The organism is Mycolicibacterium sp. HS_4_1, assembly GCF_054515875.1.
Genome location: NZ_CM137261.1, coordinates 1340380 through 1367269, shown reverse-complemented (window position 1 = coordinate 1367269; position 26890 = coordinate 1340380). Strand labels below are relative to the sequence as shown.

27 protein-coding genes and 1 tRNA gene are annotated in these 26890 nt (G+C 66.9%); 9 read left to right on the top strand and 19 right to left on the bottom strand.

Annotation, left to right across the window (positions count from 1 at the left end; genetic code table 11):
- Positions 1-68 precede the first annotated feature (68 nt).
- From rho to argS, 6 genes are all read right to left on the bottom strand, one after another.
- Positions 69-2051 (bottom strand): transcription termination factor Rho, encoded by a 1983-nt coding sequence (rho, locus tag ACX12F_RS06560; protein WP_459368813.1) that lies wholly within the window; start codon positions 2049-2051, stop codon positions 69-71.
- A 293-nt stretch (positions 2052-2344) separates the two neighbouring features.
- The gene (gene thrB, locus ACX12F_RS06555) at positions 2345-3274 is read right to left on the bottom strand and encodes a homoserine kinase (RefSeq protein WP_459368812.1); all 930 of its coding nucleotides are present in this window, start codon (positions 3272-3274) and stop codon (positions 2345-2347) included.
- 5 nt (positions 3275-3279) lie between these two features.
- On the bottom strand, positions 3280-4347 hold the full coding sequence (thrC, locus tag ACX12F_RS06550; RefSeq protein ID WP_459368811.1) for a threonine synthase: 1068 nt from the start codon (positions 4345-4347) through the stop codon (positions 3280-3282).
- On the bottom strand, positions 4347-5666 hold the full coding sequence (locus tag ACX12F_RS06545) for a homoserine dehydrogenase (RefSeq protein ID WP_459368810.1): 1320 nt from the start codon (positions 5664-5666) through the stop codon (positions 4347-4349). Before ACX12F_RS06545 ends, thrC begins: the two co-directional genes overlap by 1 nt.
- Positions 5663-7129: a diaminopimelate decarboxylase gene (gene lysA, locus ACX12F_RS06540; protein ID WP_459368809.1), complete on the bottom strand. Its 1467-nt coding sequence runs from the start codon at positions 7127-7129 to the stop codon at positions 5663-5665. Before lysA ends, ACX12F_RS06545 begins: the two co-directional genes overlap by 4 nt.
- Entirely contained in the window at positions 7057-8709 is a 1653-nt protein-coding gene (gene argS, locus ACX12F_RS06535) for an arginine--tRNA ligase (RefSeq protein WP_459368808.1), read from the bottom strand. Before argS ends, lysA begins: the two co-directional genes overlap by 73 nt.
- A gap of 153 nt (positions 8710-8862) precedes the next feature.
- Between argS and ACX12F_RS06530 the strand changes: the two genes are divergently transcribed.
- Together ACX12F_RS06530 and ACX12F_RS06525 are read left to right on the top strand one after the other, a co-directional pair.
- A tRNA-Arg gene (locus tag ACX12F_RS06530) sits at positions 8863-8935 on the top strand.
- Positions 8936-9046: 111 nt separating this feature from the next.
- Complete coding sequence (locus tag ACX12F_RS06525; protein ID WP_459368807.1) at positions 9047-9358, top strand: hypothetical protein; 312 nt, start codon at positions 9047-9049, stop codon at positions 9356-9358.
- A gap of 4 nt (positions 9359-9362) precedes the next feature.
- On the opposite strand, the gene ACX12F_RS06520 is transcribed toward ACX12F_RS06525, so the two are convergent.
- Positions 9363-10013 carry a DUF1942 domain-containing protein gene (locus ACX12F_RS06520; protein WP_459368806.1) on the bottom strand — a complete coding sequence of 217 codons (651 nt, stop codon included), beginning with the start codon at positions 10011-10013 and terminating at the stop codon, positions 9363-9365.
- Between the two features lie 316 nt (positions 10014-10329).
- Between ACX12F_RS06520 and ACX12F_RS06515 the strand changes: the two genes are divergently transcribed.
- Positions 10330-10593 carry a hypothetical protein gene (locus tag ACX12F_RS06515; protein ID WP_459368805.1) on the top strand — a complete coding sequence of 88 codons (264 nt, stop codon included), beginning with the start codon at positions 10330-10332 and terminating at the stop codon, positions 10591-10593.
- Between the two features lie 57 nt (positions 10594-10650).
- Here the strand turns inward: ACX12F_RS06515 and ACX12F_RS06510 are convergent, their stop codons facing one another.
- Positions 10651-11898, bottom strand: coding sequence for an amidohydrolase (locus ACX12F_RS06510; protein WP_459368804.1), 1248 nt, complete (start codon positions 11896-11898; stop codon positions 10651-10653).
- Positions 11895-12791, bottom strand: coding sequence for an LLM class flavin-dependent oxidoreductase (locus ACX12F_RS06505; RefSeq protein WP_459368803.1), 897 nt, complete (start codon positions 12789-12791; stop codon positions 11895-11897). Before ACX12F_RS06505 ends, ACX12F_RS06510 begins: the two co-directional genes overlap by 4 nt.
- Before the next feature lie 185 nt (positions 12792-12976).
- Here ACX12F_RS06505 and ACX12F_RS06500 point away from each other — a divergent pair, with 185 nt between their 5' ends.
- From ACX12F_RS06500 to ACX12F_RS06490, 3 genes are read left to right on the top strand one after another with little or no spacing between them, the layout of a single operon-like run.
- Positions 12977-14284 carry a sensor histidine kinase gene (locus ACX12F_RS06500; protein ID WP_459368802.1) on the top strand — a complete coding sequence of 436 codons (1308 nt, stop codon included), beginning with the start codon at positions 12977-12979 and terminating at the stop codon, positions 14282-14284.
- Positions 14272-14916 (top strand): response regulator transcription factor, encoded by a 645-nt coding sequence (locus tag ACX12F_RS06495; protein WP_459368801.1) that lies wholly within the window; start codon positions 14272-14274, stop codon positions 14914-14916. The genes ACX12F_RS06500 and ACX12F_RS06495 overlap by 13 nt, the downstream gene beginning before the upstream one ends.
- A gap of 19 nt (positions 14917-14935) precedes the next feature.
- Positions 14936-15823, top strand: a complete 888-nt coding sequence (locus ACX12F_RS06490; RefSeq protein WP_459368800.1) for a DUF4097 family beta strand repeat-containing protein — start codon at positions 14936-14938, stop codon at positions 15821-15823.
- A 57-nt stretch (positions 15824-15880) separates the two neighbouring features.
- Here the strand turns inward: ACX12F_RS06490 and ACX12F_RS06485 are convergent, their stop codons facing one another.
- Positions 15881-16375 carry a DUF4232 domain-containing protein gene (locus ACX12F_RS06485; protein ID WP_459368799.1) on the bottom strand — a complete coding sequence of 165 codons (495 nt, stop codon included), beginning with the start codon at positions 16373-16375 and terminating at the stop codon, positions 15881-15883.
- 20 nt (positions 16376-16395) lie between these two features.
- The gene (locus ACX12F_RS06480; RefSeq protein WP_459368798.1) at positions 16396-17409 is read right to left on the bottom strand and encodes a nitronate monooxygenase; all 1014 of its coding nucleotides are present in this window, start codon (positions 17407-17409) and stop codon (positions 16396-16398) included.
- A gap of 75 nt (positions 17410-17484) precedes the next feature.
- On the opposite strand from ACX12F_RS06480, the gene ACX12F_RS06475 reads away from it, so the two are divergent.
- Complete coding sequence (locus ACX12F_RS06475; protein ID WP_459368797.1) at positions 17485-17874, top strand: VOC family protein; 390 nt, start codon at positions 17485-17487, stop codon at positions 17872-17874.
- Between the two features lie 91 nt (positions 17875-17965).
- Here the strand turns inward: ACX12F_RS06475 and ACX12F_RS06470 are convergent, their stop codons facing one another.
- The 5 genes from ACX12F_RS06470 to ACX12F_RS06450 all read right to left on the bottom strand — a co-directional run bounded on the left by ACX12F_RS06470 (position 17966) and on the right by ACX12F_RS06450 (position 20833).
- On the bottom strand, positions 17966-18469 hold the full coding sequence (locus tag ACX12F_RS06470; RefSeq protein ID WP_459368796.1) for a DinB family protein: 504 nt from the start codon (positions 18467-18469) through the stop codon (positions 17966-17968).
- A gap of 286 nt (positions 18470-18755) precedes the next feature.
- Positions 18756-19226, bottom strand: coding sequence for an Rrf2 family transcriptional regulator (locus ACX12F_RS06465; protein ID WP_459368795.1), 471 nt, complete (start codon positions 19224-19226; stop codon positions 18756-18758).
- A 27-nt stretch (positions 19227-19253) separates the two neighbouring features.
- On the bottom strand, positions 19254-19850 hold the full coding sequence (locus tag ACX12F_RS06460; RefSeq protein ID WP_459368794.1) for a cysteine hydrolase family protein: 597 nt from the start codon (positions 19848-19850) through the stop codon (positions 19254-19256).
- Positions 19851-19885: 35 nt separating this feature from the next.
- Positions 19886-20173 carry a hypothetical protein gene (locus tag ACX12F_RS06455; protein ID WP_459368793.1) on the bottom strand — a complete coding sequence of 96 codons (288 nt, stop codon included), beginning with the start codon at positions 20171-20173 and terminating at the stop codon, positions 19886-19888.
- Positions 20174-20218: 45 nt separating this feature from the next.
- On the bottom strand, positions 20219-20833 hold the full coding sequence (locus ACX12F_RS06450; RefSeq protein WP_459368792.1) for a TetR/AcrR family transcriptional regulator: 615 nt from the start codon (positions 20831-20833) through the stop codon (positions 20219-20221).
- A gap of 109 nt (positions 20834-20942) precedes the next feature.
- Here ACX12F_RS06450 and ACX12F_RS06445 point away from each other — a divergent pair, with 109 nt between their 5' ends.
- Together ACX12F_RS06445 and ACX12F_RS06440 are read left to right on the top strand one after the other, a co-directional pair.
- On the top strand, positions 20943-21869 hold the full coding sequence (locus ACX12F_RS06445) for a metal-dependent hydrolase (RefSeq protein ID WP_459368791.1): 927 nt from the start codon (positions 20943-20945) through the stop codon (positions 21867-21869).
- A complete protein-coding gene (locus tag ACX12F_RS06440; protein WP_459368790.1) occupies positions 21862-23016 on the top strand; it encodes a DUF7802 domain-containing protein in 1155 nt (384 codons plus the stop codon). The genes ACX12F_RS06445 and ACX12F_RS06440 overlap by 8 nt, the downstream gene beginning before the upstream one ends.
- 263 nt (positions 23017-23279) lie before the next feature.
- Here the strand turns inward: ACX12F_RS06440 and ACX12F_RS06435 are convergent, their stop codons facing one another.
- The 3 genes from ACX12F_RS06435 to cysD are packed head-to-tail and all read right to left on the bottom strand — an operon-like array spanning position 23280 to position 26820.
- Positions 23280-24026, bottom strand: a complete 747-nt coding sequence (locus ACX12F_RS06435) for a 3'(2'),5'-bisphosphate nucleotidase CysQ (RefSeq protein WP_459368789.1) — start codon at positions 24024-24026, stop codon at positions 23280-23282.
- Positions 24023-25870: a sulfate adenylyltransferase subunit CysN gene (cysN, locus tag ACX12F_RS06430; RefSeq protein WP_459368788.1), complete on the bottom strand. Its 1848-nt coding sequence runs from the start codon at positions 25868-25870 to the stop codon at positions 24023-24025. The genes ACX12F_RS06435 and cysN overlap by 4 nt, the downstream gene beginning before the upstream one ends.
- Positions 25870-26820, bottom strand: coding sequence for a sulfate adenylyltransferase subunit CysD (gene cysD / locus ACX12F_RS06425; RefSeq protein ID WP_459368787.1), 951 nt, complete (start codon positions 26818-26820; stop codon positions 25870-25872). The genes cysN and cysD overlap by 1 nt, the downstream gene beginning before the upstream one ends.
- Positions 26821-26890: the final 70 nt, after the last annotated feature.

The following is a 26890-nucleotide window of genomic DNA, read 5'->3' as shown; positions in this document are numbered from 1 at the left end:
CGTCAGAATGCACTGAAGGCCGCAACTCGGGCAGAGTTGCGGCCTTCAGTTTCAAGAACGGCGACGGTTTAGTCGTTGTCCATGTTGCCCGGCGCGGTCTTGGAGACCTGGACCAGGAATTCGTAGTTGGTCTTGGTCTTACGCAACTGGCTCATCAACAGGTCGATGGCCTGATGCGGGTCCAGACCAGACAGCACGCGGCGCAGCTTGTGCACCACCGCGAACTCGTCGGTGGACAGCAGCAGTTCGTCCTTACGGGTACCGGACGGGTTGACGTCGACGGCCGGGAACACCCGGCGCTCGGCGATCTTGCGGTCCAGCTTGAGCTCGGCGTTACCCGTGCCCTTGAACTCCTCGAAGATGACGGTGTCACCGGTCGAGCCGGTCTCGACCATCGCGGTGGCGATGATGGTCAGCGAGCCACCGTGCTCGATGTTGCGGGCCGCGCCGAGGAAACGCTTCGGCGGATACAGGGCGGTGGAGTCCACACCACCGGACAGGATGCGGCCCGACGCCGGCGACGCGTTGTTGTACGCGCGGCCCAGCCGGGTGATCGAGTCCAGCAGCACCACGACGTCCTTGCCCTGCTCGACCAGGCGCTTGGCCCGCTCGATGGCCAGCTCGGCGGCCTGGGTGTGGTCTGACGGCGGACGGTCGAAGGTCGAGGCGATGACCTCACCCTTCACCGACCTCTGCATGTCGGTGACCTCTTCCGGACGCTCGTCGACGAGCACCACCATCAGGTGGCATTCCGGATTGTTCAGGGTGATCGCGTTGGCGATGTCCTGCATGATCGTCGTCTTACCGGCCTTCGGCGGGGACACGATCAGCGCGCGCTGGCCCTTACCGATCGGCATGATCAGGTCGATCACACGCGTGGTCAGCCGGTCGGGCGTGGTCTCCAGGCGCAGACGCTGGTTCGGGTACAGCGGGGTGAGCTTCTGGAAGTCCGGCCGGTTCTTGGCGTTCTCCACGGGGCCACCGTTGACACTGTCAAGGCGGACCAGCGGATTGAACTTCTGGCGCGGGTTGTTCCCACCCCCGGTGTTCTCGCCCTCGCGCGCCACCCGCACGGCGCCGGTCACCGCGTCACCGCGGCGCAGGCCGTTCTTGCGGACCATGTTCATCGAGACGTAGACGTCGTTCGGGCCGGCCAGATAGCCCGAGGTGCGGACGAACGCGTAGTTGTCCAGCACATCCAGGATGCCGGCGACCGGCTGCAGGACGTCGTCCTCGCGCAGTTCGGTGTCGGCGTTCCCGCCCTGGTTGTCGCCGCGCTCGCCACGACGACGACGGTCGCGGTCCCGGAACCGGCGGCCACGACGGCCCTGACGGCTGTCGTCATCGTCATCGTCGTTGTTGGAGTTGTTGTTGGTGTTGCCACCCTGGGCGCGGTTGCCACCCTGGTTGTCGCCACCGCGGTTGCGGTCACGGTTGCCGCCCTGGTCGCGATTGCCACCCTGGTCGCGGCCGCCGCCCTGGTTACCTTCGGACTTGTTCCCGCCCTGGTTGCTGTTGTCGGCGTTCCGGTCGCGGTTGCGCTCCTCGCGAGGTGCCTCGGCGTTGTCCGCGTTCTCGGCCTTGCCGGCGGCCTTGTCGCCGGCATCGCCGGATTCGCCCTCAACGGCCCCCCCGGCACGGCGCGATGCGCCACGACGCTCGCGACGCGGCGGCTGCTCGGCAGCTGGCGCGTCAGCGGCGGCGTTGTTCGCGGCCGGAGCCTGAGCTTCCTTGGCCTCGGTGGCGGCGTCGCTGCCGTTCACGGCCTCGGCGGCCTTGGTTTCGTTCTTGGCCTCGGCCTTGGGCTCGGCGGCCTTGGCGGCCTTGACCTCGGCCTTGGCACCGTTGGCCTCGCCGCGGTGTTCGCGGATGGCGGCGATCAATTCGCTCTTGCGCATGCCGGAGGTGCCCTTGACGCCGGCTTCGGCGGCGAGCGCACGCAGGTCGGGGAGCAGAAGACTGGTCAGCGATCCAGAGCGTCCGGCCGCCGGCGCTTCAGTTGCCGGGGCATCGGTATTGCCGTCGGCGGTGAAGAGGTCCGTATCAGTCACGGATTTCCTTTCTGTGCCCTCGCACGTCTGATCAGGCGAGGGTTGGGTTCGCAGTCGGACGGCTTCCCCGAACCGCATTCGTCAAATGCCCTGGTCAGCTGAGGCACTGCAACAGCCACGCACCGGGATTTGCCGCCGTGCGGCGAACCATCAGTCCACGAGTTGAACATCAAAGAGAAGAGTGGTCGTCCTACCGTAGGCGCAGGTACTAGAGCCTGCGATTGCTGGACGTTGCGAGAATATCTCTGATCCGACAATGAAGCAAGAAATGCCACTCCGGCGTGTGCTTTCCGTTAGACGCCGGCACCGACGATCCAGCGAACCCCTTGGCCCACCGCCATCTTTTCAACTGCGAAACCGTTGGCAGCGCCGAACTCGAGGACTTCGGCGGGCAGCTCGGGTTCAGTGCTGAATGCGATAACCGCAGGTCCAGCACCGGAAAGCACCGCTGCCACACCAGAACGCCGGAGCATCGCCAGATATTCCGCGGAGGCCGGCATGGCCGCGGCGCGCTGCGGCTGATGCATCACGTCTTCGGTGGCTGCCATCAGCAAATCCGGGCGCTGCGTCAGCGCCACCACCAACAGCGCGGCGCGGCTGACGTTGAAGGTGGCGTCCGAATGCGCGATGAGCTCCGGGAGCACTGCCCGGGTCTCCGCGGTCGAGGAGCGCACCTGCGGGATCGCCGGGAACAGGTGGATGTCGGGATGCAGCGTCAGCGGTGCGGCTGCGTAGGTGGGGCCGGGTGCGGTCCAGGACACGACAGCACCCCCCAACACGGCGGCGGAAGCGTTGTCGGGATGACCTTCGAACTCCGACGACAGTTGAACCAGCTGATCGAGCGTCAGCGGCTTCGAACCCGATTGCGCGATAAGACCATTGGCGACGGCCAAGCCGCCGACCACCGCTGCCGCCGACGAACCGAGGCCGCGCGAATGCGGAATGACGTTGCGGCACTTGATGTTCAGACCGGGAACCGAGACACCACCGACCGCCAGGCCACGCCGGATGGCCCGCACGACCAGATGGGACTCATCGCCCGGAACCTGCCCGGCCCCCTCCCCCGTCACCTCGATGACGAGGCCGGAATCGGTTGTCTCCGCCTGAATTTCGTCGTACAGGCTCAATGCCAGGCCCAGGCTGTCGAAGCCGGGGCCCAGATTGGCACTCGAGGCGGGGACGACGGCGGTGGCGAGCAGGCCGGCGGGCAGGTTCTCGGTCACTGGTGTCAGACCAGTCCGAGCTGTTCGACCACGGCGGTCGGATCGACCGGGATGGCCTTGACCTCGGGCATGCCCTTGAGCGCGGTGTCGGGGTCCTTCAGGCCGTTGCCGGTGACGGTGCACACCACGGTCGAGCCGGGCTTGACCCAGCCGTCCTCGATGGACTTGAGCAGGCCGGCGATGCTGGCGGCCGAGGCCGGCTCCACGAAGACGCCTTCGGCCTTGGCGACCAGGTGGTACGCGGCGAGGATCTCTTCGTCGGTGGCGGCGAGGAAGCGGCCATCCGACTGCTCCTTGGCGGCGACGGCGCCGTCCCACGAAGCCGGCGAGCCGATTCGGATCGCGGTCGCGATGGTCTCGGGGTTCTTGACGGGCTCACCGAGCACCAGCGGCGCCGCGCCGGCGGCCTGCGTGCCGAGCATGCGGGGCAGCCGGTCGGAGACGCCGTCACGGTGGTATTCGCTGTAACCGCGCCAGTAGGCGGTGATGTTGCCGGCGTTGCCGACGGGCAGCGAGTGCACGTCAGGCGCGGTGCCGAGCGCATCGACGATCTCGAACGCCGCCGTCTTCTGCCCCTCGATACGGACCGGGTTGACGGAGTTGACCAGGGCGATGGTCGGGTAGTCGGCGGTCAGCTTGCGCGCCAGCTCCAGACAGTCGTCGAAGTTGCCGTCGACCTGAATGATCTTGGCGCCGTGCATGACTGCCTGCGCCAGCTTGCCCATGGCGATCTTGCCCTGCGGGATCAACACCGCGCAGGTGATGCCCGCGCGCGCGGCGTACGCGGCCGCCGAGGCCGAGGTGTTGCCGGTGGACGCGCACAGCACGGCCTTCTGGCCGCGCGCCACCGCGTCACTGACGGCCATGGTCATGCCACGGTCCTTGAACGAACCGGTCGGGTTCAGCCCCTCGACCTTCAAATGCACGGTGCAGCCGGTCAGTTCACTCAGCCGCTTGGCGTGGATCAGCGGCGTGCCGCCCTCGAGCAGGGTGACGGGCGTCCAGTTCTCGGTGCCGGGCAGACGGTCCCGGTAGGCCTCGATGAGGCCGGGCCACGGCTTGTGCACGCTCATTACTTACTGGTTCCTTCCATGCGCAGCACGCTGTTGATGCTCTGCACTGCTTCGTGCTCGGCAAGGGCCGCAACGGTTTCCGACAAGGCTTCGTCGGTGGCCCGGTGGGTGACCACGACTATGCGGGCGCCGCTGCGCTGACCGACCTCGTCCTCCATGCCCTCCTGGCGGACCTCGGCGATGCTCACCTTGCGTTTGGCGAATTCGGCGGCGACAGAAGACAGCACACCCGGGATGTCCGCGACATTCATGCTGACGTAGTAGCGGGTCTCGATCGCACCGATGGGCGCGATGGGCAGCTTGGCGTACTTGGACTCGCGCGGACCCCGGCCACCCTGTACCCGGTTGCGCGCAGCCATGACCACATCCCCCATCACGGCCGACGCCGTCGGAGCACCACCGGCACCGCGGCCGTAGAACATCAGCTCACCGGCCGCTTCCGCCTCGACGAAGACGGCGTTGAACGCGCCGCTGACCGAGGCCAGCGGGTGCTCCAGCGGCACCAGCGCCGGGTAGACGCGAGCCGAAACCCGTTGTTTGCCTTTACCGGTGGTCAGGCGCTCACAGATGGCGAGCAGCTTGATGGTGCAGCCCAGCGCCTTCGCGGACTCGAAGTCCGCGGCGCTGACCTTGGTCATGCCCTCGCGGTAGACGTCGTCGGCGGTGACCCGGGTGTGGAACGCGATGGACGCCAGGATGGCGGCCTTGGCGGCGGCGTCGTAGCCCTCGACGTCGGCGGTGGGGTCGGCTTCGGCGTAGCCCAGCACGCCGGCTTCGGCGAGTGCGTCGGCGTAGTCGGCGCCGGTCTCGCTCATGGCCGACAGGATGTAGTTGGTGGTGCCGTTGACGATGCCGGCCACCCGGAGCACGACGTCACCCGCGAGGGACTGGGTCAGCGGGCGGATCACCGGGATCGCGCCGGCCACGGCGGCCTCGAAATACAGGTCCACGCGGGCCTTTTCGGCCGCCTGGGCGAGTTCGCCGGTCGACTGTGCCATCAGCGCCTTGTTGGCGGTGACCACCGACTTGCCCTGCTCCAGCGCGGTCATGATGGCCTTGCGGGCGGGCTCGACGGGACCCATGAGCTCGATGACGATGTCGACGTCGTCGCGGGAAACCAGCGCTTCGATGTCATCGGTGAGCATGTCGACCGGCACGCCGCGGCCCTTGGCGACCTTGCGGACGCCGACGCCGCGCAGCTCCAGGGGCGCACCGATGCGAGCGGCCAGGTCGTCGGCGCTGTCCTTGATGATCCGGACCACCTCGGTCCCGACGTTCCCGAGTCCGAGAACTGCTACGCCGATTGGCTTTTCACTCATTGACCACTCACCTCCAGGCTCAATAGGTCTTCGATGGTCTCCCGACGCAAGATCAGCCGGGCGTTGCCGCCGCGCACCGCGACGACGGCGGGACGGGTCAGCAGGTTGTACCGGCTGGACATCGAGTAGCAGTAGGCGCCGGTGGCCGCGACGGCGATCAGGTCGCCGGGCGCGAGATCGTCGGACACCCAGGTGTCGCGGACGATGATGTCGCCGGTCTCGCAGTGTTTTCCGACGATCCGGGCCAGCGTCGCCTGCGCGCCGCCGGCGCGCGACACCAGGCGGGCGTCGTACTGCGCGTCGTACAGGGACGGCCGGATGTTGTCGCTCATGCCGCCGTCGACGCTGACATAGCGCCGATACTTGTCGGCCGACACGGCAACGTCTTTCACGGTGCCGACCTCGTAGAGCGTGATGGTGCCCGGACCCGCGATGGCCCGGCCCGGCTCCACGACCAGCTTGGGCGTGGGCAGGCCGACGGCCTCGGACTCGGCCTTCACGATGGCTTTGAGCTTGTCGGCCAATTCCTTCATGGGCGGCGGGTCGTCGCTGGGCAGGTATGAGATACCCAGTCCCCCACCGAGATCCATGACGGACATCTGCGCGGTCTTCTCGACACCGAATTCGGCGACCACGTCGCGCAGCAGGCCGATGACGCGGTGTGCGGCGATCTCGAAGCCGGCCACGTCGAAGATCTGCGAGCCGACGTGGCAATGCAAGCCGACCAGACGCAGATTGTCGGTGGCGAAGACCTTGCGCACCGCATCCATGGCCGCGCCACTGGCCAGCGAAAGACCGAACTTCTGGTCCTCGTGGGCGGTGGAGATGAACTCGTGGGTGTGCGCCTCGACGCCGGGGGTCACGCGGACGAGCACGTCCTGCACCACGCCCGCGGCACCGGCGATGGCCTCCAGGCGCTCGATCTCGATTTCGGAGTCCAACACGATGTGCCCGACGCCGGCCTTGACCGCGGCCGTCAGTTCCGGAACTGATTTATTGTTGCCGTGCACCGTGATTCGCTCAGCCGGGAACTCGGCGTGCAGGGCCACCGCCAGCTCGCCGCCGGTGGCGACGTCGAGGCACAGGCCTTCCTGCGCGACCCAGCGCGCGATCTCGGCACACAGGAACGCTTTTCCGGCGTAGTGCACGTGCTCGCCGCCCCCGAAGGCGTCGGCGATCTCGCGGCAACGGGAGCGGAAGTCGTCCTCGTCGATGACGAACAGCGGGGTACCGAACTGCTCGGCCAGTGCGCCGACCGTGACGCCGGCGATGCTGACCTGGCCGTCGGCGCCGCGAACGAGGTTGCGTGGCCAGACATTCGGCGCCAACAGGTTGATCTCGTCGGCCGTCCCCGGCTCCTCCGGCACCACGTTGCCGGTGGGCTGTCCGCTCACATCCGCTCCGGAGCGCTGACGCCGAGGATGTGCAGACCGTTGGCGATGACCTGGCGGGTGGCCGCGCACAGCGCGAGCCGCGCCCGGTGCAGGTCGCTGTGCTCTTCGTCGCCCATCGGCAGCACGCGGCAGGAGTCGTAGAACCGGTGGTAGTCACCAGCCAGGTCTTCGAGATACCGGCACACGCGGTGCGGTTCACGAAGGGCCGCAGCGGTTTTGAGTACCCGCGGGAACTCGCCGATGGTGCGCATCAGGGTGGCTTCACGGTCGTGGTCGAGCAGGTCCAGGTGTCCGAGGTCGACCTGCAGGCCGAGGTCGGCGGCGTTACGTGCCAGAGCCGACAGCCGGGCGTGCGCGTATTGCACGTAGTAGACCGGGTTTTCGTTGGACGCGCTGGCCCACAGCCCCAGGTCGATGTCGATGGGGCTGTTCACCGACGACCGGATCAGTACGTAGCGGGCCGCGTCCACGCCGATGGCGTCGACGAGGTCCTCGAGGGTGATCACGGTGCCGGCGCGCTTGCTCATGCGCATCGGCTGGCCATCCCTGACCAGGTTGACCATCTGGCCGATCAGCACCTCGACGGTGTCGGGGTCCTCGCCGAGCGCGGCCGCGACGGCCTTCAACCGGCCGATGTAGCCGTGGTGGTCGGCACCGAGCATGTAGATACACAGGTCGAACCCGCGCTGGCGCTTGTCCAGGTAGTACGCGATGTCACCGGCGACGTATGCCGGGTTGCCGTCGCCCTTGATGACGACGCGGTCCTTGTCGTCACCGAAGTCGGTGGTGCGCAACCAGATTGCGCCGTCCTGCTGGTAGATGGAGCCGTTGTCGCGCAGCTTCTCGATGGCCTGCTCCACGCGGCCCGAGGTGTGCATCGAGTCTTCGTGGGTGTAGACGTCGAAGTCGGTGCCGAAGTCGTGCAGCGACTGTTTGATCGACGTGAACATCAGCTCCACGCCGAGTTCACGGAACACTTCCTGGCACTCGTCGGCGGGCAGGGTCAGTGCATCGGGCCGCTTGGCCACGACGTCAGCTGCGATGTCCTTGATGTAGTCGCCGCCGTAGCCGTCCTCCGGCGCCGGCTCGCCCTTGGCGGCCGCGACCAGGGAGCGGGCGAAACGGTCGATCTGCCCGCCGTGGTCGTTGAAGTAGTACTCACGGATGACGGTGGCGTCCTGCGTGGCCAGCAGCCGGCCCAGCGCGTCACCGACGGCGGCCCAGCGGGTGCCGCCGATGTGGATGGGCCCGGTCGGGTTGGCCGAGACGAACTCCAGGTTGATGTGGCGGCCCTTGAGATCCTCGGACGTGCCGTAGCGGTCCCCGGCCCCTAATACGTTGAGAACGACGACGCTCTGCGCGGACGCCTCGATGCGCAGGTTCACAAAGCCCGGACCGGCAACAGTGGCGTCGGCGATACCCTCGGCGTCGTTCAGCCGCTCTGCGAGCCATTCAGCCAGGTCACGTGGGTTGACGCCGACCTTCTTGCCCAGCTGCAGCGCCAGGTTGGTGGCGTAATCGCCGTGCTCGGGGTTACGCGGACGCTCGATGGCGACTGTTTCGGGCAGCGCGGCGATGTCCAGGTCGTGTTCGACCAGGACCACGGCGGCGGTGTTCTTGAGCAGTTCAGCCAGATCGGCGGGGGTCACGGGGGTCCATCCTATGGGCTGAGCTGCTCACGCTTGTCCTCGCCTGCTGGTTGACTGGTTGTCCGCTGACGGTTGACACCGATTCGGGAGCCGGGCTACCGATGCGCTAGTCTGTGATCGCCCAACGGCGCCGCTGGCTGGCCAGCATCAAGCGCCCCCGTAGCTCAGGGGATAGAGCGTCTGCCTCCGGAGCAGAAGGCCGCAGGTTCGAATCCTGCCGGGGGCACTTTCCAACTCACGCAGGTGCGATTCCGCCCACCTTGCCGTCCCAAGAATTCCCCAAGCCGTCCGGCGCATTCTGTGGTCACCACGACCCAGACGAGGACGGACCAAACTCATGAACCGACGCATCGCAGCACTGGCAGGCGCCACGTTGGCGACCTGCGGTATGGCGCTGTCAGCTCCCGCCCAGGCCGGTCCCCTGCCGCCGCACACGTGGTGCCCGGGCGACAGCATGACCTACTCCCGTTACGACATGTCGTCGGGACCGGGGGTCGCGTACCAGTGGGACATGAACGTCTGCCACACCTGGTACTTCGTCAAGGGCAGCCTGGGCAACGTGCCGTATCAGGGCCACCTACCCAGTGGCGTCTGGGACGGCGACAATCCACCCGACGTTCGTCAGGATTCGTGCGACTTCTGTTCGTAGGCGATCAGCGACGGCCACTACCCGCGTTATAGCCCGGTGAAGCCACGTCCGCTTCCGACAGATCGAACGGTGCCGGCGCGATGACGTCAGGGGTGAACAGATTGCCGCCGGTCGGAGCACCTACTTCGGCGGGCGCTGCGCTCTCGGCCGGTGGCGCGCTGATGATCTCGCTGGTCCCGACCGGGCCCTCGTCCATGTCCACGGCCTCACTGGGTGTGCCACCGATCTGCGGGCCGGGGACCCAGACCATGAGGTCCTGCATGCCGTCGTTGTAGACGACGCTGTTCGGGACATCACCGACGACGTCGAAGTAGAGCTTTCCGGTCGCCGTTCCGCCAGGTGGTGCCGCGGGCACGTTCCCGCCGATGACCCGGTAGTTCTCTCCGCTCTCGGCGCGGGCGTTGAAGAACGCGGTGATGGGGTTGGCCCAGCCACCGAGCCCTTCGACCTTTACGGTCGCCGAGTAAAGCTGGCCGTTGTGCGGTACCGGGTCCGAACTTGGGTGCAGACCCTTGACCGTGTAGCCGATTTCGTTCAGCGCCTCCTGCTGACCGAACGGCTTGATGTTGTTGGCCGCCGAGGCGGATCCCGCCGCCGCGACCATGCCGAACGCGATCGCGGCGATACCCACGGGCGCCACAAATTTGATCTTCACCGTTACTCCCCTTCGTCCCGCCAGGCAGTGTCCAACGCGGAGGTTACCTCGCCGATCAGCCATCGCGAGCAGTAACGCTCATGGCAATGTCGCCTTGGCGGGTGGCGTCGACCTCGATCTCCGTCGCCACCGAGCGTCAGCGACGCGCCGCCGGTCAGGATCGAATCCGGAAAGGTCGAGAAGCTCTGCGCCACCGGCACATGCCAGCAAACATCTCATGTGGTCGACAGCCAAGCCGCGGCAAAATAAGCATCCAGGCCGTTAATTTTCGGCAACTGCACTGCACGCGCAGCGCGGCAATGCGACGATTCGAGCCGTGACCGACTCCCACGACATCGCCCAAGCGGCTCGCCTCCGAGCAGAACTGTGGCGCCAGGTCGAGGAGATATCGCTCGAACTCGAACAAGCTGAACGCCGGGAGCGCCGCCTGTCCGACTGGCGCCACCGCACGAGTCGCCGGTTGCGCACCGAACTCTACGAAGCGCACCACCTCATCGATGCACTCAATAGACGCTTCCCGGCCCTGGACGCCGTCGACCCCAGCCTCGACACGTCAGAGCCCTACCCGCTATCGAGCTGACCTCTGCGTGTTGGCGGCGTGTCTCGTCGAAAACATTTACCGCGCATAGGCGAACGGCTACAACCAGGCGAGCGCAGCGACCACAAGCGCCTCGGTACCCGTGTCCAGCGTCGGCTGAACCACCGGGCCGAAGGTCGGCGAGTGGTTCACCGGGATGTCCTGGCTGATGCGGCCGGCTTCGGCCGCGCGCGTGAACTCGGCGGCATCGATGCCGCCGAACATCCAGTACGTGTACGGCACCCCCAGCGCCCGCGGGATGTCGCTGAAATCCTCACTCGCGGCCACCGGTGGGATCGTCAGGGCCCGGTCGCCGAAGTGCTCGACGAACGCGTCATGTGCGCGGGTGGTGGCAGCTTCGTCGTTGTCGGTCACCGGGAACTGGTCGTAGAAGTCGAATTCCGGGTCTTTCGGGGAATCCGACGCCTGGCATTCGGCGACGACAATGCGTTTGATGGCCGCGATCACCGCAGTGCGCACGGCGTTGTCGTAGGTGCGCAGGTTCAGTTCCAGCACCGCGTGGTCACCGATGATGTTGCTCTTGGTGCCCGAATTGATGCTGCCGACGGTGAGCACGACCGTCTGGCTCGGCTCGACTTCGCGCGACACGATGGTCTGCAGCCGGATCACGATCATGGCGGCCAGCACGACGGGATCGATGGTGGCGTGCGGCATGGACCCATGGCCGCCGCGCCCGTACACCGTCACCCGAATGCTGTCTGCGGCAGCCATGACCGGCCCACTACGGGTGCCGACGTATCCGGCCGGTGCCGGAGCGACATGCTGGCCCAGCGCCACGTCGACCTTGCCGACGATGCTCGCCAGCCCGTCGGCGACCATGCCGGCGGCACCGCCACCGACCTCTTCTGCGGGCTGGAACAGCGCAATCGCCGTGCCCTGCCAGTGCTCTCGCCCGCCGGCCAGCAGCGCGGCCGCGCCGAGCAGGCAGGTGACGTGAGTGTCGTGGCCGCAGGCGTGCATAACGGGCACGTCCTTGCCGGCCGCGTCCGTAGCCCGGACCGTGCTGGCGTAGGGCAGCCCGGTGGCCTCGGCGACCGGCAGGGCGTCCATGTCGGCGCGCATCAGCACCGACGCACCGTCACCGTTGCGCAGAATGCCGACGACTCCGGTACCGCCGACGCCGCCGGTCACCTGGTAGCCGAGCTCATTCAGCTTGTCCGACACCAGTTTTGCGGTGCGATGTTCCTGATGTGACAACTCCGGATGCTCATGCAGGTCCCGGTACAGGTCCTCCTGCCACACCCGCACCTCGGGCAGGCCGGCCAGCACGTCGGTCGCACGACTCATAGTGCTGCCTCTCCGGTGAAGTCCTTGACCACGTCGGCCACCCGGCGCAACTGGTCGATGTCCGAACTGGTCGGAATCAGATGTACCTCGTCGGTGCCGATGTCATCGAATTTCTGCAGTACATCGAGCAATTCGTCTTCGGTGCCCGCCCACCCCGTGGTCGGCGCCATCGCATCGACATATTCCTCCGGAATCCAGTTCATGTACCGGCGTAGGTGACGGTGCACCTGGTTGCGTGCCTCGTCCTTGTCACCGAGAGCGAACCAGAACGAGGTGGCCAAGTGCGGCTTGGGTTTTCCGGCCTCGGCCCAGGCCGCGCGGGCGACGTCGAACAGCTCACTCTCGCGTTCCACGTTGAGATCCAGCGTGGTGCCGGCCATGCCGTCGGCCCAATTCGCCGCACTACGTACGGTTTTCGGCCCGATGGTGCCGACCAGGAGCCGCGGCCCGCCCGGCTGAACGGCTGTGGGGCCGACGGGCAGCACGGATTCGGTGAGCTTCTCCCCCGCCCAGACGCGCTTCATCAATGCCACCCGCTCGGCCATGCCGCGCATGGTCTGGGTGTCGGGATCGGCGCCCACGGCGTGGTAATCCTCATGGCGGCCCCCGACGCCGATGCCGACGGTGAGCCGTCCGCCACTGAGCATGTCGCCGGTGGCAAGCGCTTTCGCGAGCATCACCGGATCGTGCAGTTGCGGGACGATGACGGTGGTGACCAGGCGCACCCGGTCGGTCCAAGCGGCCAGCGCACCGAGCAGGGTCAGGGAATCGGGATTGTCGAAGGCGATGCGCTCGCCCCAACACAAGGACGAGAAGGGCCCGCCGTCGATCACTCTCGCCCACGCCGTCAGCGTCGCCGCATCGAGGTTGGGCTCCATCACTGGCATCGTCATCCCGATCTGCACACAGCCGATTCTGGCACGCGCATCCAGCGCCAGGGGCCACGTTGCCCGACCCGGCACGGGGAGTGGACGTGCCGGCAACCCCGGGTGCAGCGACAACCGGTGGGGGTAAACCCCCACAAGAGTCGCGGGAAAACGCCGTGTCTCCGCACTCGGCCGGTGCCTAAGTTGGAGGCATGGTTGCAACAGCTACAGGCCCCGCCTCGGCCGAGCCGACAAATCCGAAGGCGGCGCCGCCCGTGCAGCGAGACCTCGGTGTCGTCCCCACGGCGTCGATGATCGTCGGCGCCATGGCCGGCATGTTCTGGTTCTGGATACCGCTGTCTCTGCTCATCCTGGCCGTCACCTCCATTCCCTCGGTGATCGGGACTGTGCTGGGCGGAGTCCTGTTCGTCTACGCCGTCCGCGCCACCGACCGGGTGGAACGGCTACGCAGCGAAGCGGTGTTCGCCTTCAACATCGCCACCCCGTCCCGAAAGATGACTCCCTACATCGGTTTTCAGGGATGGGTCCACCAGCTCTGGCTGGACGTCAGCAGCGGCCGGTTCTGGAAGGTGCTGGCCCACAGCTACCTCCGCATGGTTTTCGACATTTTCGCGGTCGGATTGGCGTTCACACTTCTCGCCTTCGCACTGATCGGGCCCGCCGCGGCGACCGCGATCGACAACAGCGACGCCGCCGCCGGTCTGAGCTTCATCTCACCGCCGCTGTCTTGGCTGCTGGCCGCCATTGCGCTGGCTGCCGCCGGAGCCATCCTGGTGTTCGGTCCCCGGGTTGACGCGGTGATCGACCGGTGGCTGCTGCCGTCGTCACCGACCGAAGCCCTGCAGCACGAGGTCAGCGCCCTGCACCAGGCCCGCCGCGGCGCGGTGTCGTCGGCATCCACCGAACGGCACCGCATCGAACGCGACCTGCATGACAGCGTGCAGCCCCGGCTCGTGTCGTTGGCCATGACCATCGGGCTGGCCCAGACCAAGCTGGACTCCGACCTGCCCGAGGCTCGCAAGCTGATCGCCGAGGCCCACGACGACGCCAAAGCCGCACTCCTCGAACTACGAAATGTGGTGCGCGGTATCGCGCCGACGATCCTGGCCGACCGCGGACTGGATGCCGCACTGTCGGCGGTAGTGCAGCGCACCGAAACTGCCGGTGTCCCGGTGACGCTGGAACTACAACTGCCGAAACGCTTTTCCGACGAAGTCGAATCGTGCGCATACTTCGTGGTCGCCGAGTCATTGACGAACATCGCCAAGCACGCCAAAGCCACTCACGCCGTGGTCTCGGTGCGCTACCACGAGCCCACCGACCAGCTGCACATCTCGGTGTTCGACGACGGTATCGGCGGCGCCCAATCCGATGGCGACGACACCACGGGACTGCGCGGGCTGGGCGAACGAGTGCGCGCGGCGCGCGGCACCTTCACCGTCTCCAGCCCGGAAACCGGAACGACGACCGTGACGGCGGTACTGCCATGCGCATTGTGATCGCCGAAGATTCGGCCCTGCTGCGCGCGGGCATCGAGCGCATCCTGACCGACGCCGGCCACGAAGTGCTCGCCGGGGTGCCCGATGCCACGGAGCTGCTGCATGCCGTCAACGAGCACAAGCCCGACCTCGTCATCGTCGATGTCCGGATGCCACCGACGTTCACCGATGAAGGCATCCGCGCCGCCGCCCTGCTCCGCAGCCAGAATCCCGAGTCACCGGTGCTGGTGCTCTCACATTACGTCGAAGAACGCTATGCGGCGGACCTGATCGCCTCGGACACAAGGGGCTTCGGGTACCTGCTGAAGGACCGGGTGGCCGACGTCCCCGCATTCCTGGACGCGGTCAACACGGTCGGCACCGGCGGGACCGTCCTCGATCCCGAAGTGGTGTCACAAATCCTGGTGCGCACGCACCGCCGCTCGACCCTGGCCGTGCTCACCCCACGTGAGCAGGAGGTGATGCAGCTGATGGCGGAGGGCAAGACCAACTCGGCCATCGCGACCCTGCTGCACATCTCGATCGGCTCCGCGGAGAAACACATCGCGTCCATCTTCACCAAGCTCGACCTGGCCCCCGACGACAGCGAGAACCGGCGGGTTCTCGCCGTCTTGCGCTATCTCGAATCCTGAAGAGAGAAAAGGATTTTCCATGACTTCGAATGTGAACTTCGAACCAGTGACCGCGCCGGTCCCGGCAACCGCGCCCGCACTGTCGCCGGGCGGGCGCTCGGCGATCCGGACGCTGCTGGTCCTGGTTGCTCTGCTGGGAACGGTGTCTGCCGCGGCCGGGCTCGGCGGTTTGGCGTGGGGCATCAGCTCGGTACGCGTGGCCGCCGAAACCGAAACACTGCCGGCCGATATGAGCACCCTCACCATCGACACCGGCGACATGCCCACGGCTGTCCGGATCACCAGCGACCGCAACGTCCGTGAGCCGCGCGTGCGGATGCGCCTGCTGAATACCTCGCGCGACGACCAGCAGGCACTGAAGGTGACGCGGACCGGCGGCACCGTCGGGCTGACCGTCACCGGCACCCCGTCCCCGCTGTTCGACTTCGGTCCACCCGGGGAAATCACCGTGACCCTGCCACCCGATGTCGCACACCGGCTTTCGGTCACCGCCAAGCAGCAGGTCGGCGTCCTGCTGAGCCAGACCGACCTGGACCAACTGACCGTGCGCAACACGGACGGCGCCGTGGTGCTCGGCGGCAACGCCCGCCGCATCGAAATCCACACGCAGAGCGGCGACGTCCAGACCCGGGACCCGATCGTGGTCACCGACGCCTTCATCGCCGACTCCACCGACGGCCACATCGGGGTGGACTTCAAGGAGGCGGCCCCGCGCACCGTGAACGTCACCAGCCAGAACTCCGACGTCGACATCACCCTGCCGCCCGGCGGGCCCTACCTGGTCCGGGCCCAGGCCGGCGAACAGGCGAAAGTGCGGGTTCCCCAGACCGACGATGCGTCTCGCGCCGTCGCGCAGGTCACCGCGCGGGCGGACGAGGGCAGTGTGGTGATCGCGACGCGTCGCTAGCCGTCTGGCCGCACGCCTCGACGCGGCGCGTTCCTCGCCGCTTGATCGTCGCCGCGGCTAAGCGCCGGTGAACGGGCCCACCCGCAACGTCGGGTACGCCGTGCTGGCACAAGCGGTATCGGCATGGCCGATGATGATCGGCTCGGCTTCGCCCGGCAGGTTGACCTGTAAGCCACTGACCGGCACGGCATCACAGTCTGCCGGGAAGTTGCCCGCGTTGACGACACCCAGGTTCGCCGACGTGGACTGGCCGGGTTCGATCACCACCACGCCGATGGTGTCGGGGTCCTGGCTCGCGGCCACCCCGACGGGATGGTTGTCAGAGCCCGCGATGAACGCCACCGCCGGATAGCCCGACATGCTGCACGGTGCGTCACCGGAGTTCTTCAGGATCACCGGATAGAACGTGGTGCCGGCGGCACCGTCGGGCGGGCCGAGGCTGGGCGTCAATTGCGCACTGGCGCAACGTGGTACTTGAACGGGGTCGGCATGAGCGACAGCGATCGGCCAGGCACACGCGACCGCCAACGGGACAGCGACAATGGTTCGCACACCGGCTCCCTTCACGACGCTCATCCGAGCCCGGCCATGATGTCGGCTACCGACCCCGACCGGATTTTCCGGAATCCGCTGCCCGCCCATACGTTTGTTCCGTCCGGATCACCAGCGGCAACGGCAGCCTTCCGCACCGGACTGGTCAGGTAGTGCACCTCCGGATAGCCCAGCGGTGCCTGCTCGTCGTGTTCCTCGATGAACCTGTTCCGCAGTCCTCGCGCGTAGCGACCCGAGAAGGCTTTGGTGACAACCGTTTCGGTGAACCTCGGGTCGACGAGCGCAGCGCGGTGCGCCGGGCTGGAGCCGGACTCGTCGGCGAGCAGGAACGCGGTGCCGAGTTGCGCGGCCACCGCACCGGCCGCGATCACCGCGGCCACGTCGTCGGCCGTCATCAGGCCGCCGGCCGCAACGACCGGCAGATCCGTGGCGGCAAGCACGTCGGCCAGCAGTTCGGTGAGCGGCTGAGTCGCGGGCGCGGCCAGCGGGTCATAGGTGCCGCGATGACCCCCGGCCCCGGGTCCCTGGACGGCGAGGGCATCGACGCCGGACGCGACGGCCACCCGGGCTTCGTCGGCAGTGGTGACCGTCGCGACGGTCGTGATGCCGGCCTGCCGCAATCGCGTGCACTCGTCGGCGGTGGGCCCGCCGAAGGTCAACGACACGACTTCGGGCCGCAGGTCGACGACGACGTCGAGCTTGGCGGCCCAATCGTCGTCGTTGAACGTGGGTTCGCCGAGCGCGGCCCCGTACCGCGCGACCTCGCCGGCGAGGTCGTCGGCGTAGCGCTCGATCTCGCGAGGCTGGGCGGTACTGGGCTGGGACGCAAAGAGATTCACGCCGAGCGGACCGGTGGTCAGCGCGCGCGCAGCGGTGATGCGATCGGCGAGCGCCCGAGCCGTCAGATAGCCGGCAGCCACAAATCCCAGGCCACCGGCCGCCGAGCCTGCCGCAGCCAGCTCTGGCGTCGTGGGCCCGCCCGCCATGGGCGCGACGATAACCGGAACTGCCAGCTCACGTAGATCGAAGGCCATGCCTAGATCATGACAGGCCGACGCCGCGCGCACCGGCAGTGACGCGGCGCGCGCCACCGGGTAGAACGGAGAGACATGGCCATCACCTTCAACCACACCATCGTCCATTCGACCGACCGCGCGGCCGCGGCCACTTTCTTCGCCGACCTCTTCGGCCTACCGCCCGCGAGAGAATTCGGGCACTTTCTCGCCGTCGAACTGAACCACGGCGTCAGCCTCGACTTCGCCCAGATGCCGGACGGCACAGCAATCGTGCCGCAGCATTACGCGTTCCTGGTCTCCGAGGACGAGTTCACCGCGATCTACGGCCGCATTGTCGAACGCGGACTGCAACATTGGGCCGATCCCCGGGGACAGCATCCCGGCGAGATCAACCACAACGACGGCGGTCGAGGCGTCTACTTCCAGGATCCCAGCGGGCACTACCTGGAGATCATCACCAAGCCGTACGGCTCGGGCGGCTGAGCACCTGGCCTGCCAGCGTCTCTGCGCCCTGCAAGGTCGTCACCACCGTATCGGTCGAGGAAGATGACCGTGACGTCAGCGACAGGGGTCACTACTCGGCGACGGGAGAACGTTCGATCTGCTCACGCAGGATGTCGCCGTGCCCCGCGTGGCGCGCGAAGTCCTCGATCGCGAGCAAGTAGATGAATCGCAGGTTGACCTCGCCAAGGCGGGGGTGCGTTCTGACCTCGTCGAGATCGAACTGGGCAGCGATTGCACGGGAACGTTCACTGGCGCTTTCGAATTCGGCGATCACGTCGGCCACGGCCTCATCGCCGTCGACAATGAAGCTGGCGTCACCCGCCGTCGTACCTCCGCCACATTCGCTCTCGGGCACTGCACCGAGGATGTGCTGGAACCAGATTCGCTCGGCGACCGCCGCGTGCTTGAGCAACCCGATGGGGGTGGTCATCGACGCAACGAGACGGCGGCGGGCATCGATATCCGGCAGGCCGCGCACGGTGTTGACCAGTTCGGCGCGGTTGCGGTCGAGCGTGCTCTCCAGCAACCGGCGTTCAGACCCGGTAGTGATTTGCGGTATCGACCATGTCGTCATTGTCGGCTCGATTCTGTTGACGTGGATATCGAAATATTCTGTTGTGCTTGTGATTTCATGGTCGAGACCATTCCGCTGCGCGTTGGTCGACCACCTTCAGCCCCGAAGGTGGCAGGCGAGGACACTTGCGGCGAGGTGCGTTGGACGTGCGGAGCCGCACAAACAGATCTGCTGGGCCGGCGATTCAGGCAACGGCCTACGCGGCTGATCTACGGAACGAAGGCCGGCCCGGGCCGGCGTTGCGTCCGAGGCTACCAGGCCGGCGCGCGTAGATCGACGGAAGCGGCTAACCGTGGCCGCGGCGCGCTTCCTGTGTCCGGTAGTCCCCCGCCAAGGAGCTGACGTGGTCAGGCAGCTTGCCGGTGGCGACGTCGGCGAGGCTGGTCTGCTCGAGCACCGAACGCATGCTGGCACGCAGGGCGCGCCACACATCGGTGAGCGCGGCCGTCGGTCCGGAGTACGGCAGGTCGCCCAACCCAATGTCCCGGACGCTGGCCAGCGGACCGTCGATGCAGCGCAAGACGTCGGCGATGCTGATGTCCCCCGCCGCACGGGCCAGTTCGTACCCGCCGTCACGGCCGCGATGGCTGCGCACCAGCCGATCGGTACGCAGGTTGGTCAGGATGTCGACCAGAAACTGCGCGGGGATGCCCTGCGCCTTGGCCAGGTCCTCGGTTTTGACCAGCGCACCGGCCTCGGCGGCGGCCAGTTCGACCATGGCGCGGACGGCGTACTCCGCCTTGGCTGACATCCGCATCAGCCAATCATGCCATTCCGGGTCGGATTAGTCCGGAATAGCCGCGGCGTCGGCCGCGACCACCGCCACCAGATCGGCGAGGCCGGCCAGACTTGCCGCCTGCAGCGCCACAGCCGGCACCGCCTGCCCATCTGGGCCGGCCAGGGTCCGGGTCGCGGTCGCCGCGGCCACGACCGTCGGGGCGTACCCGAGACTGAACGCGCCACGCGCGGTGGAGCTCACGCACATGTGCGTCATGAAGCCGGCGAGCACCAGGTTCGAGGCACCCAGCGCCTTGAGCCGCGCGTCGAGATCGGTCTGCACGAACGAGTTCGGGAACTGCTTGACGATCACCGGCTCGTCGCCGCGCGGACCCACCCGGTCGACGATCGCGCCGATATCGGCGCCGATGTCGTAGAGCGAGCCCGGCCCGTCGTCGTGCTGAATATGGATGACGGGAATGCCGGCGGCGCGGGCACGGTCGAGCAACACGGCGGTCTCATCGAGTGCGGCCTGCACGCCCTCGAGTTCCATCACCCCTTGCGTGTAGGTGTTCTGGCAGTCGATCAGCACCAGGGCCGAGTCCGCGAGACGGACGGGTTCGACAGGCAGGCTGGACAATTCACGCAGGGTGGGGCGAGTCATCCGGTTAGCTTCCAGGAGCCGATCTTCGCCGGCACTCAGTTGTTGCCGTTGAGGCCCGGATGCAGACCGGGTGCCACGTTCGGCGCTCCCGGTGCGGTGACGCCCGGGCTGAACAGATTGCCTCCGGTGGGGCTGATGGTCTTCTCGGTCGGCACCACCGACGAAGACGGCGATGTCGTCGTGGCCGTTGTGGTCGTCGTCGTTGTCGTGGACGGCGACTGCCCGCCGTTGTTGCTGCAGCCCGCGGTGAGCACGCCCATCGCAACGAGAGCGGCACCGCCGGCCGCGACCATCAACCTCCGAGTGGACAGAAATGTGCTCATGCGATCCCAAAGTAGCCCTGACCGGGCGTTATCGCCACCGCTGGCTCAGCCGCCGGGCTGCTGGCCAAGGATCGCCGCGCCCAGCCAGCGCCTGATGAAGGCCCTCAACTCTGCAGGGGTGCGTCCGTCGCCGGCCGGCGCAAGGAAGTAGGACAGCATGATGCGCAGCGTGAATTCGACAAGCTCGCGAAGCGCCGTGTCGTCGTATCCGTAACTCGCCCAGTCGACGTCGAACCGGGTGATCATCTGCATGCCGAAGTCCTGCGCCTCGGCCGATGCCATGTCACTGCTGTGCGCGCTGACGTACGGCGCCGACATCAGGATGCCGAGGTGCGGCGTCCGGGTCACCGCGTCGAGCGTGTAGAGCACACCTTCCGTCATCGCGTCGGCCGGATTGTGGATCCCGCGCACATGCTCGCTGAGCTGGTCCAGAAATCCGTCGACCGAGGCGATGGCGGCTGCCCGCATCAGGTCGTCGGCGGTCGGGAAGTACCGGTACACCGTCTGCCGGATGACGCCGAGTGATTCGGCGACGTCGGCGATGGTGATCGCGGTCCCCGTACTGGACAGCAGTTCGACGGCAGCGGCGACGATGCGCCGGGTCGCCTCGTCGTCATCGGCGGGCGGCTCCCCACCCCAACCGCGACGTTTGCGTGCCATTCGCCGGACGGTACACGCCGGAGGCCGCCGCGGGCATTGACGGATGCGCCCGCGCACTGTAACCATACACAGAAGACGCTGTTTGTATGATTACTGATCGAGGTGCCCGATGACCGACCTCCAGGTCCGCAAGATGCGGTTCGCTTTCGCGGACCACCCCGTGCCGTTCCTCTGGAACGAGACCAACCCAGCCTTCTCCGCGATGGCAAATGCGGTGTCCTTCTTGGCAATTGCGTTCGAGAAGATGATCGTCAGCACCATGGCCGAGGCCAAGCCGCTACTGACCGACCCTATGATCGCCGAAGAAGCCGATGCCTTCGTCCGGCAGGAGGGCCAGCATTCGATGGCCCACCGGGCACATGCCCGAGGGCTCATCAAGGCCCACCCGGCGCTCAAAGAGACGCTCGACGACGTGATCGCCGCGTTCGACGACCTCGTCGCCAACAAGCCCCTCAAGTACCGGCTGGCCTACACCGCCGATCTGGAGGCGACGTTCACGCCCGTCTTCAAGTTGATGCTCGACCATGACGACACGTTGTTCGCCCCGGGCGACGACCGCGTCGCGTCACTGTTCCTGTGGCACTTCGTCGAAGAGGTCGAACACCGCAGCTCGGCGCTGATCATCTACAACGGCCTGGTCGACGATCCGTGGTATCGCATGCGGGTGGCACCGTCGATCTTCAAGCACGTCATGGACTGCGTACGGACGGCGTGCGACGGGTTCAACAAGCATCTGCCGCTGGAAGTCCGCAAGGTCGACGCACTGTCGGCGTTCGCGCTCGAACGCCGGAAGAACACCATCCTGAAGCGGCTGGGCCGGATCCCTGACTTCGGACCGTTCACCAGCGCGTTCCACGACCTTCCGCTCCGCGAGCAATTGGCGGCGCTGTCCGGCATCGTCCGCAGCCAGATCCCGGGCCACAACCCGGAGCACGAGAAGCTGCCCGCACTGGCGACCGAATGGTTCGATCGCTACGACGCCGGCTACGACGTCACGCACTGGTACACCGCCGGAAAGCAGGCCGCCAATGTCTGATCTTTGTTCGCCGACGTTCGCTGATCTAGCTGGGCGCCTTGGGTTTTCCTGTAAGACGGCCGGCGGCCTGGTCGAGGTCCGCAACCCCCTGCAGCTGGAGAACTGGACCCTGCCGGTCCTCGAGCTGACGGTGATCACCGGTGCGGTACTGACCCTCGTCTACGCGATCATCCGCCTCCGGCGCCACGGTGACGCCACGAATATCGCCCTGTGGTTCGGCGCGGTGGCCTATCTGCTGATCATCGAACCGCCGCTGTACTTCCCGGCGGCCTTCGGCATCGCCGACCGGGTCGACACCATGTTCGCGCACAACGTGTTCACGGTGGACTTCCTCTGGGGCCGGCTGCCGCTGTACATCGTGGCGATCTATCCGATGATGGCGACCGTCGCGTTCGAAATCGTCCGCAGCCTAGGGGTTTTCCGGCGCTACGGCACCCTGATCGGTGCCGTGTGCGTGGGCTTCGTCCACCACGCGTTCTACGAGATCTTCGACCACCTGGGCCCGCAGCTGCGGTGGTGGGAATGGTCGGTGCACAACCCGATGAACCAGCCGATGTTCGACTCCGTGCCGCTGCCCAGTGTGGTGGTCTTCGCCGCGCTGTGGCCGATGTCGCTGGCGCTGTGCGTGCAGTTCTTCGTGGGCCGGCACGCTGATCGAGGCCGCCGCTTCACCGGTGTCCAAATCCTTTGGCGCACTGTGGTCGCCGGGGTGTTGGCTTCGTTGGGTACTGCAATCCTGCCGCTGCCCGCGACCGTGATCGGCGGTGTGACCGGCAGCAGCACCGCGGGCGGCATTGCCTATGCGGCCGAACTGGCGGCTGTCTGCGCCGTGGCGGTCTGGGCGCTGGTCTCGCAGTGGCGCCGGCTGCGCAGCACCGTGGCCAGCCCGACTGAGCCACGCTATGCGAGCCCGCCGTGGTTGGTCGGATACGCCGTCGCCTACCTGGTCGTCATGGCTGCGCTGTGGGCGAGCGCGCTGCCCGCCTACTTCAGCGCGGTCAACGGCGTTACCGCACATGGCGATCCGATCGGCAGCCTGTGGTACACCGTCGTGTGCTTCGCGATCGCGGTCATGTGCATCGCCGCGGCACGGACGGCCGCGCCCGCCAAATCGAATGCGCCGCTGCCGGTTACCGCGTCGGCGTAGTCGTAGGCACCCAGATCAGGCCCTCCCACGAGCAGAATCCATGGCTTCAATCACGAGGCATCTTCGACCATCGTCATTGATGCCAGGTACTTCTCCGGGCCCTCAGAAGTCCCTGAGTGTAAAAACCATGGGCAGGTCGCCACTTCGATTGCACCCAGGTACTTTTCCACCTCTTCCGGCGCTCAACGCGAAGCCGTCCGAGATAGCCGAAATGGCTGTGGAAACCAGACGTTTCCACAGCCATTTCGTCGATGTTGCGGCGGCTACTGCGCGGCAGTGACCGCCAGTACCCGCTCGGCTAGTTCCGGCCGGCACACGATCAGGTCGGGCAACTTCGGGTCTTCGCGGTTGTAGACCAGCGGCGAGCCGTCGATGCGCGAGGTGTGCAGTCCGGCCGCCCGGGCCACCGCGACGGGCGCGGCGGAGTCCCACTCGTATTGCCCACCGGCGTGGACGTACACGTCGGCCCGGCCCTGGATCACGGCCGCGACTTTGGCTCCGGCCGAACCCATTTCGACCAGAACACCGCCGAGGGCGTCCCGCACCGTGAGGGCGATGGCCGGCGGACGGGTGCGCGACACCACGATCCGCGGCGGACCGTCGACCGCGCTGGGGGCGGCCACCTCGGGCGTGTGCAGCGTGGTGTTCTGTGCGGGCAGCGCCACGGCGCCGGCGACCAATTCGCCGGACTCCCACAGCGCCACGTGCACGGCCCAGTCGTCCCGGTCCAGCTCAGAGAACTCGCGCGTGCCGTCGAGCGGATCGATGATCCACACCCGGTCGGACGCCAGCCGGGTGTTGTTGGCCCGCTCTTCCTCCGTCGCTTCCTCGGAGAGCACCGCGTCGCCGGGGCGCAGCCGCGCCAGCTCCGTCATCAGGAACTCGTGAGAACGCTTGTCCCCCGCCGCTTTCCGCTCCGCGGCGGCGGCATCGGCGTACTCGGCTCGCACGTCCAGCAACAGGTCACCGGCACGGGTGGCGAGTCGCTCTGCGACGTCGTGATCGATCATCGAGCCGCCACCAGCATGTCGACCACACGCTGCGCCTGGGCGTCCAGATCGTCCGGCGACAGCTTCAGGTCCGGGTTCTTCGGCCGTTGGTAGGGGCTGTCGATGCCGGTGAAGTGCGTGATCTCACCGGCCCGCGCCTTGGCGTACAGCCCCTTGGGGTCGCGGGCCTCGCAGTCGGCCAACGGGGTGTCCATGAACACCTCGAAGAACTCGAATCCCTGGTCGGTGTGAACCTTTCGCGCCAGCTCACGATGTTCGTCCAGCGGGCTGATGGCCGGCACCAGCACGATCTGACCGGAATCGGCCAGCAGCGTGGCGATGTGAGCCAGCCGGCGCAGGTTCTCCGAGCGGTCTGCCATGGAGAAGCCCAGGTCGGAGTTCAGCCCGTGGCGCAGGTTGTCGCCATCGAGAACGTAGGCGGGACGGCCCAATTCGAGCAACTTGCGCTCGACCAGCATGGCCACCGACGACTTGCCCGAGCCGGACAGACCGGTGAACCACACTGTGCTGCCCTTGGACAGCCGGTCCTGCGCCGTGACCAGGTTGGCGTGCCGCACCGCATTCGGGCTCGCGGACCGGCTCGCGGCCGGCGTGGTGTCGCGCACCATGCCTGCGGCGACCGTGCCGTTGGTGTCCGGGTCGATCAGGATGAACGACCCCGTCACCGCATTGCGCGAGTACTCGTCGAGCAGCAGCGGCTGCTGCGTGCGCAGCGTGACGCGGCCGAGTTCGTTGAGCTTCAACGCCGTTGCACTCTTGTCGCGGTGCAAGGTGTTGACGTCCAGTCGGTAGTCCAGGTCCACGACCCGGGCCCGCGTGGTCCGGGTGGTGTGCTTGATGATGTAGTCCCGGCCCGGCTCGAGCGCCGCATCGTCGGACATCCAGCACACCGTGGCGTCGAATTCCTGCGTCGTGTACGGCTGGTTGTGCACCCGGGCGATCATGTCGCCACGCGAGATGTCGATGTCATCGGCCAGATGGACCGACACCGCCATGGGCGCGAACGCCTCCTCGAGCGGACCGGTGGGGCCGTCGATCGCGGTGATGGTGCTGGTCTTTCCCGCTGGAAGAACGACGATTTCGTCGCCGGGACGCATGACGCCACTGGCGATGGTGCCCGCGTAGCTGCGGTGGTCGGCGTGCTCGTGGGTCTGCGGCCGGATGACGTATTGCACCGGGAAGCGGGCGTCCTTGAGGTTGCGGTCACCGGCGATGTACACCTCTTCGAGGTGGCTCAGCAGCGACGGACCCTCGTACCACGGGGTCTTGTCCGACTTGGTCACCACGTTGTCGCCGGTCAGCGCCGACAGCGGGATGGTGGTGACGTCCTGGATGTCCAGGCGGGCCGCGAACTCATGAAAATCATCACGGATGGTCTCGAATTGCTTTTGGTCCCAATCGATCAGGTCCATCTTGTTGACTGCCAGCACGATGTGCTGGATACCGAGCAGCGAGGCCAGGAACGCGTGCCGGCGCGACTGCTCGAGCAGGCCGTGACGGGCGTCGACCAGCACGATGGCCAGCTGCGCCGTCGAGGTACCGGTGACCATGTTCCGGGTGTACTGGATGTGCCCCGGGGTGTCGGCGATGATGAATTTCCGCTTGGCCGTGGCGAAGTAGCGGTAGGCGACATCGATGGTGATGCCCTGTTCCCGCTCGGCGCGCAGGCCGTCGGTAACCAATGCGAGGTCGGTGTACCCGTGGCCACGCTCCTTGGAGGTGCGCTCGACGGCAGCCAGCTGGTCTTCCATGACGGCCTTGCTGTCATAGAGCAGCCGGCCGATCAGCGTGGACTTACCGTCGTCCACCGAACCGGCAGTGGCGATGCGAAGCAACGTTGCCATCAGAAGTAACCCTCTCGCTTACGGTCTTCCATGCCGGCCTCAGAAATCCGGTCGTCTGCGCGGGTCGCGCCGCGCTCGGTCAGTCGGGACACCGCGGTCTCGGCGATAACTTCCTCGACAGTCGAAGCCTCCGACTCGACGCAGCCGGTGCAGGTGACGTCGCCGACGGTGCGGAAGCGCACGGTCTTGGTGATCACCGGCTCGTCCTCGCGGGGCTTCAGGTATTCGTGCACCGCGAGCAGCATGCCGTCGCGCTCGAAGACCTGACGCTCGTGGGCGTAGTAGATGCTCGGCAGCGCGATCTCTTCGGCGCCGATGTAGGCCCAGATGTCGTACTCGGTCCAGTTCGACAGCGGGAAGACGCGAATGTGCTCGCCCTTGCGGTGCCGCCCGTTGTACAGGTTCCACAGCTCGGGTCGCTGGTTCTTGGGGTCCCACTGGCCGAACTCGTCACGGAAGCTGAAGACGCGCTCCTTGGCGCGGGCCTTCTCCTCGTCGCGGCGGGCGCCACCGAAGGCGGCGTCGAACTTGTTCTCGCGGATGCCGCGCAGCAGCGACACGGTCTGCAGCGGGTTACGCGACGGGCCGTTGTCGACAACGCGGCCGGCGTCGATGTCTTCTTGCACGCTGGCCACAACCAGGCGCAGGTTGTACTTCTCGACCAGGGCGTCGCGGGTGGCGATGACCTCTTCGAAGTTGTGGCCCGTGTCCACGTGCATGACGGGGAAGGGCAGTCGGCCCGGCGCGAACGCCTTGATGGCCAGGTGCAGCATCACGATCGAGTCCTTGCCACCGGAGAACAGCAGCACCGGCCGCTCGAACTCCGCGGCGACCTCGCGGATGATGTGGATGGCCTCGGCCTCCAGCGATCGCAGATGGCTCAATTCATATTTGGCGGCCCGCTGGTCCACCTTGGACGCCTCGGCGGCGTCGGGAGTGACGGTCATCATTTCCCCGTAAAGTTGGTAGAACTGGTCAAGATAAGAACCATGGTGAGAATTTACGTGGCCAGTGGTGCAG

Coding starts and splice junctions, on each gene's coding strand:
- ACX12F_RS06480 (WP_459368798.1), bottom strand. CDS start 17,409: ATGGCCTTCGATCTACGTGAGCTGGCAGTTCCGGTTATCGTCGCGCCC.
- ACX12F_RS06460 (WP_459368794.1), bottom strand. CDS start 19,850: ATGACTCGCCCCACCCTGCGTGAATTGTCCAGCCTGCCTGTCGAACCC.
- ACX12F_RS06455 (WP_459368793.1), bottom strand. CDS start 20,173: ATGAGCACATTTCTGTCCACTCGGAGGTTGATGGTCGCGGCCGGCGGT.
- ACX12F_RS06450 (WP_459368792.1), bottom strand. CDS start 20,833: ATGGCACGCAAACGTCGCGGTTGGGGTGGGGAGCCGCCCGCCGATGAC.
- cysN (WP_459368788.1), bottom strand. CDS start 25,870: ATGGCAACGTTGCTTCGCATCGCCACTGCCGGTTCGGTGGACGACGGT.
- ACX12F_RS06495 (WP_459368801.1), top strand. CDS start 14,272: ATGCGCATTGTGATCGCCGAAGATTCGGCCCTGCTGCGCGCGGGCATC.
- thrC (WP_459368811.1), bottom strand. CDS start 4,347: ATGAGCGTGCACAAGCCGTGGCCCGGCCTCATCGAGGCCTACCGGGAC.
- ACX12F_RS06500 (WP_459368802.1), top strand. CDS start 12,977: ATGGTTGCAACAGCTACAGGCCCCGCCTCGGCCGAGCCGACAAATCCG.
- ACX12F_RS06510 (WP_459368804.1), bottom strand. CDS start 11,898: ATGAGTCGTGCGACCGACGTGCTGGCCGGCCTGCCCGAGGTGCGGGTG.
- ACX12F_RS06470 (WP_459368796.1), bottom strand. CDS start 18,469: ATGACGACATGGTCGATACCGCAAATCACTACCGGGTCTGAACGCCGG.
- ACX12F_RS06435 (WP_459368789.1), bottom strand. CDS start 24,026: ATGATCGATCACGACGTCGCAGAGCGACTCGCCACCCGTGCCGGTGAC.
- ACX12F_RS06445 (WP_459368791.1), top strand. CDS start 20,943: ATGACCGACCTCCAGGTCCGCAAGATGCGGTTCGCTTTCGCGGACCAC.
- cysD (WP_459368787.1), bottom strand. CDS start 26,820: ATGATGACCGTCACTCCCGACGCCGCCGAGGCGTCCAAGGTGGACCAG.
- ACX12F_RS06440 (WP_459368790.1), top strand. CDS start 21,862: ATGTCTGATCTTTGTTCGCCGACGTTCGCTGATCTAGCTGGGCGCCTT.
- ACX12F_RS06475 (WP_459368797.1), top strand. CDS start 17,485: ATGGCCATCACCTTCAACCACACCATCGTCCATTCGACCGACCGCGCG.
- ACX12F_RS06465 (WP_459368795.1), bottom strand. CDS start 19,226: ATGCGGATGTCAGCCAAGGCGGAGTACGCCGTCCGCGCCATGGTCGAA.
- ACX12F_RS06545 (WP_459368810.1), bottom strand. CDS start 5,666: ATGAGTGAAAAGCCAATCGGCGTAGCAGTTCTCGGACTCGGGAACGTC.
- ACX12F_RS06525 (WP_459368807.1), top strand. CDS start 9,047: ATGAACCGACGCATCGCAGCACTGGCAGGCGCCACGTTGGCGACCTGC.
- ACX12F_RS06490 (WP_459368800.1), top strand. CDS start 14,936: ATGACTTCGAATGTGAACTTCGAACCAGTGACCGCGCCGGTCCCGGCA.
- ACX12F_RS06505 (WP_459368803.1), bottom strand. CDS start 12,791: ATGACGATGCCAGTGATGGAGCCCAACCTCGATGCGGCGACGCTGACG.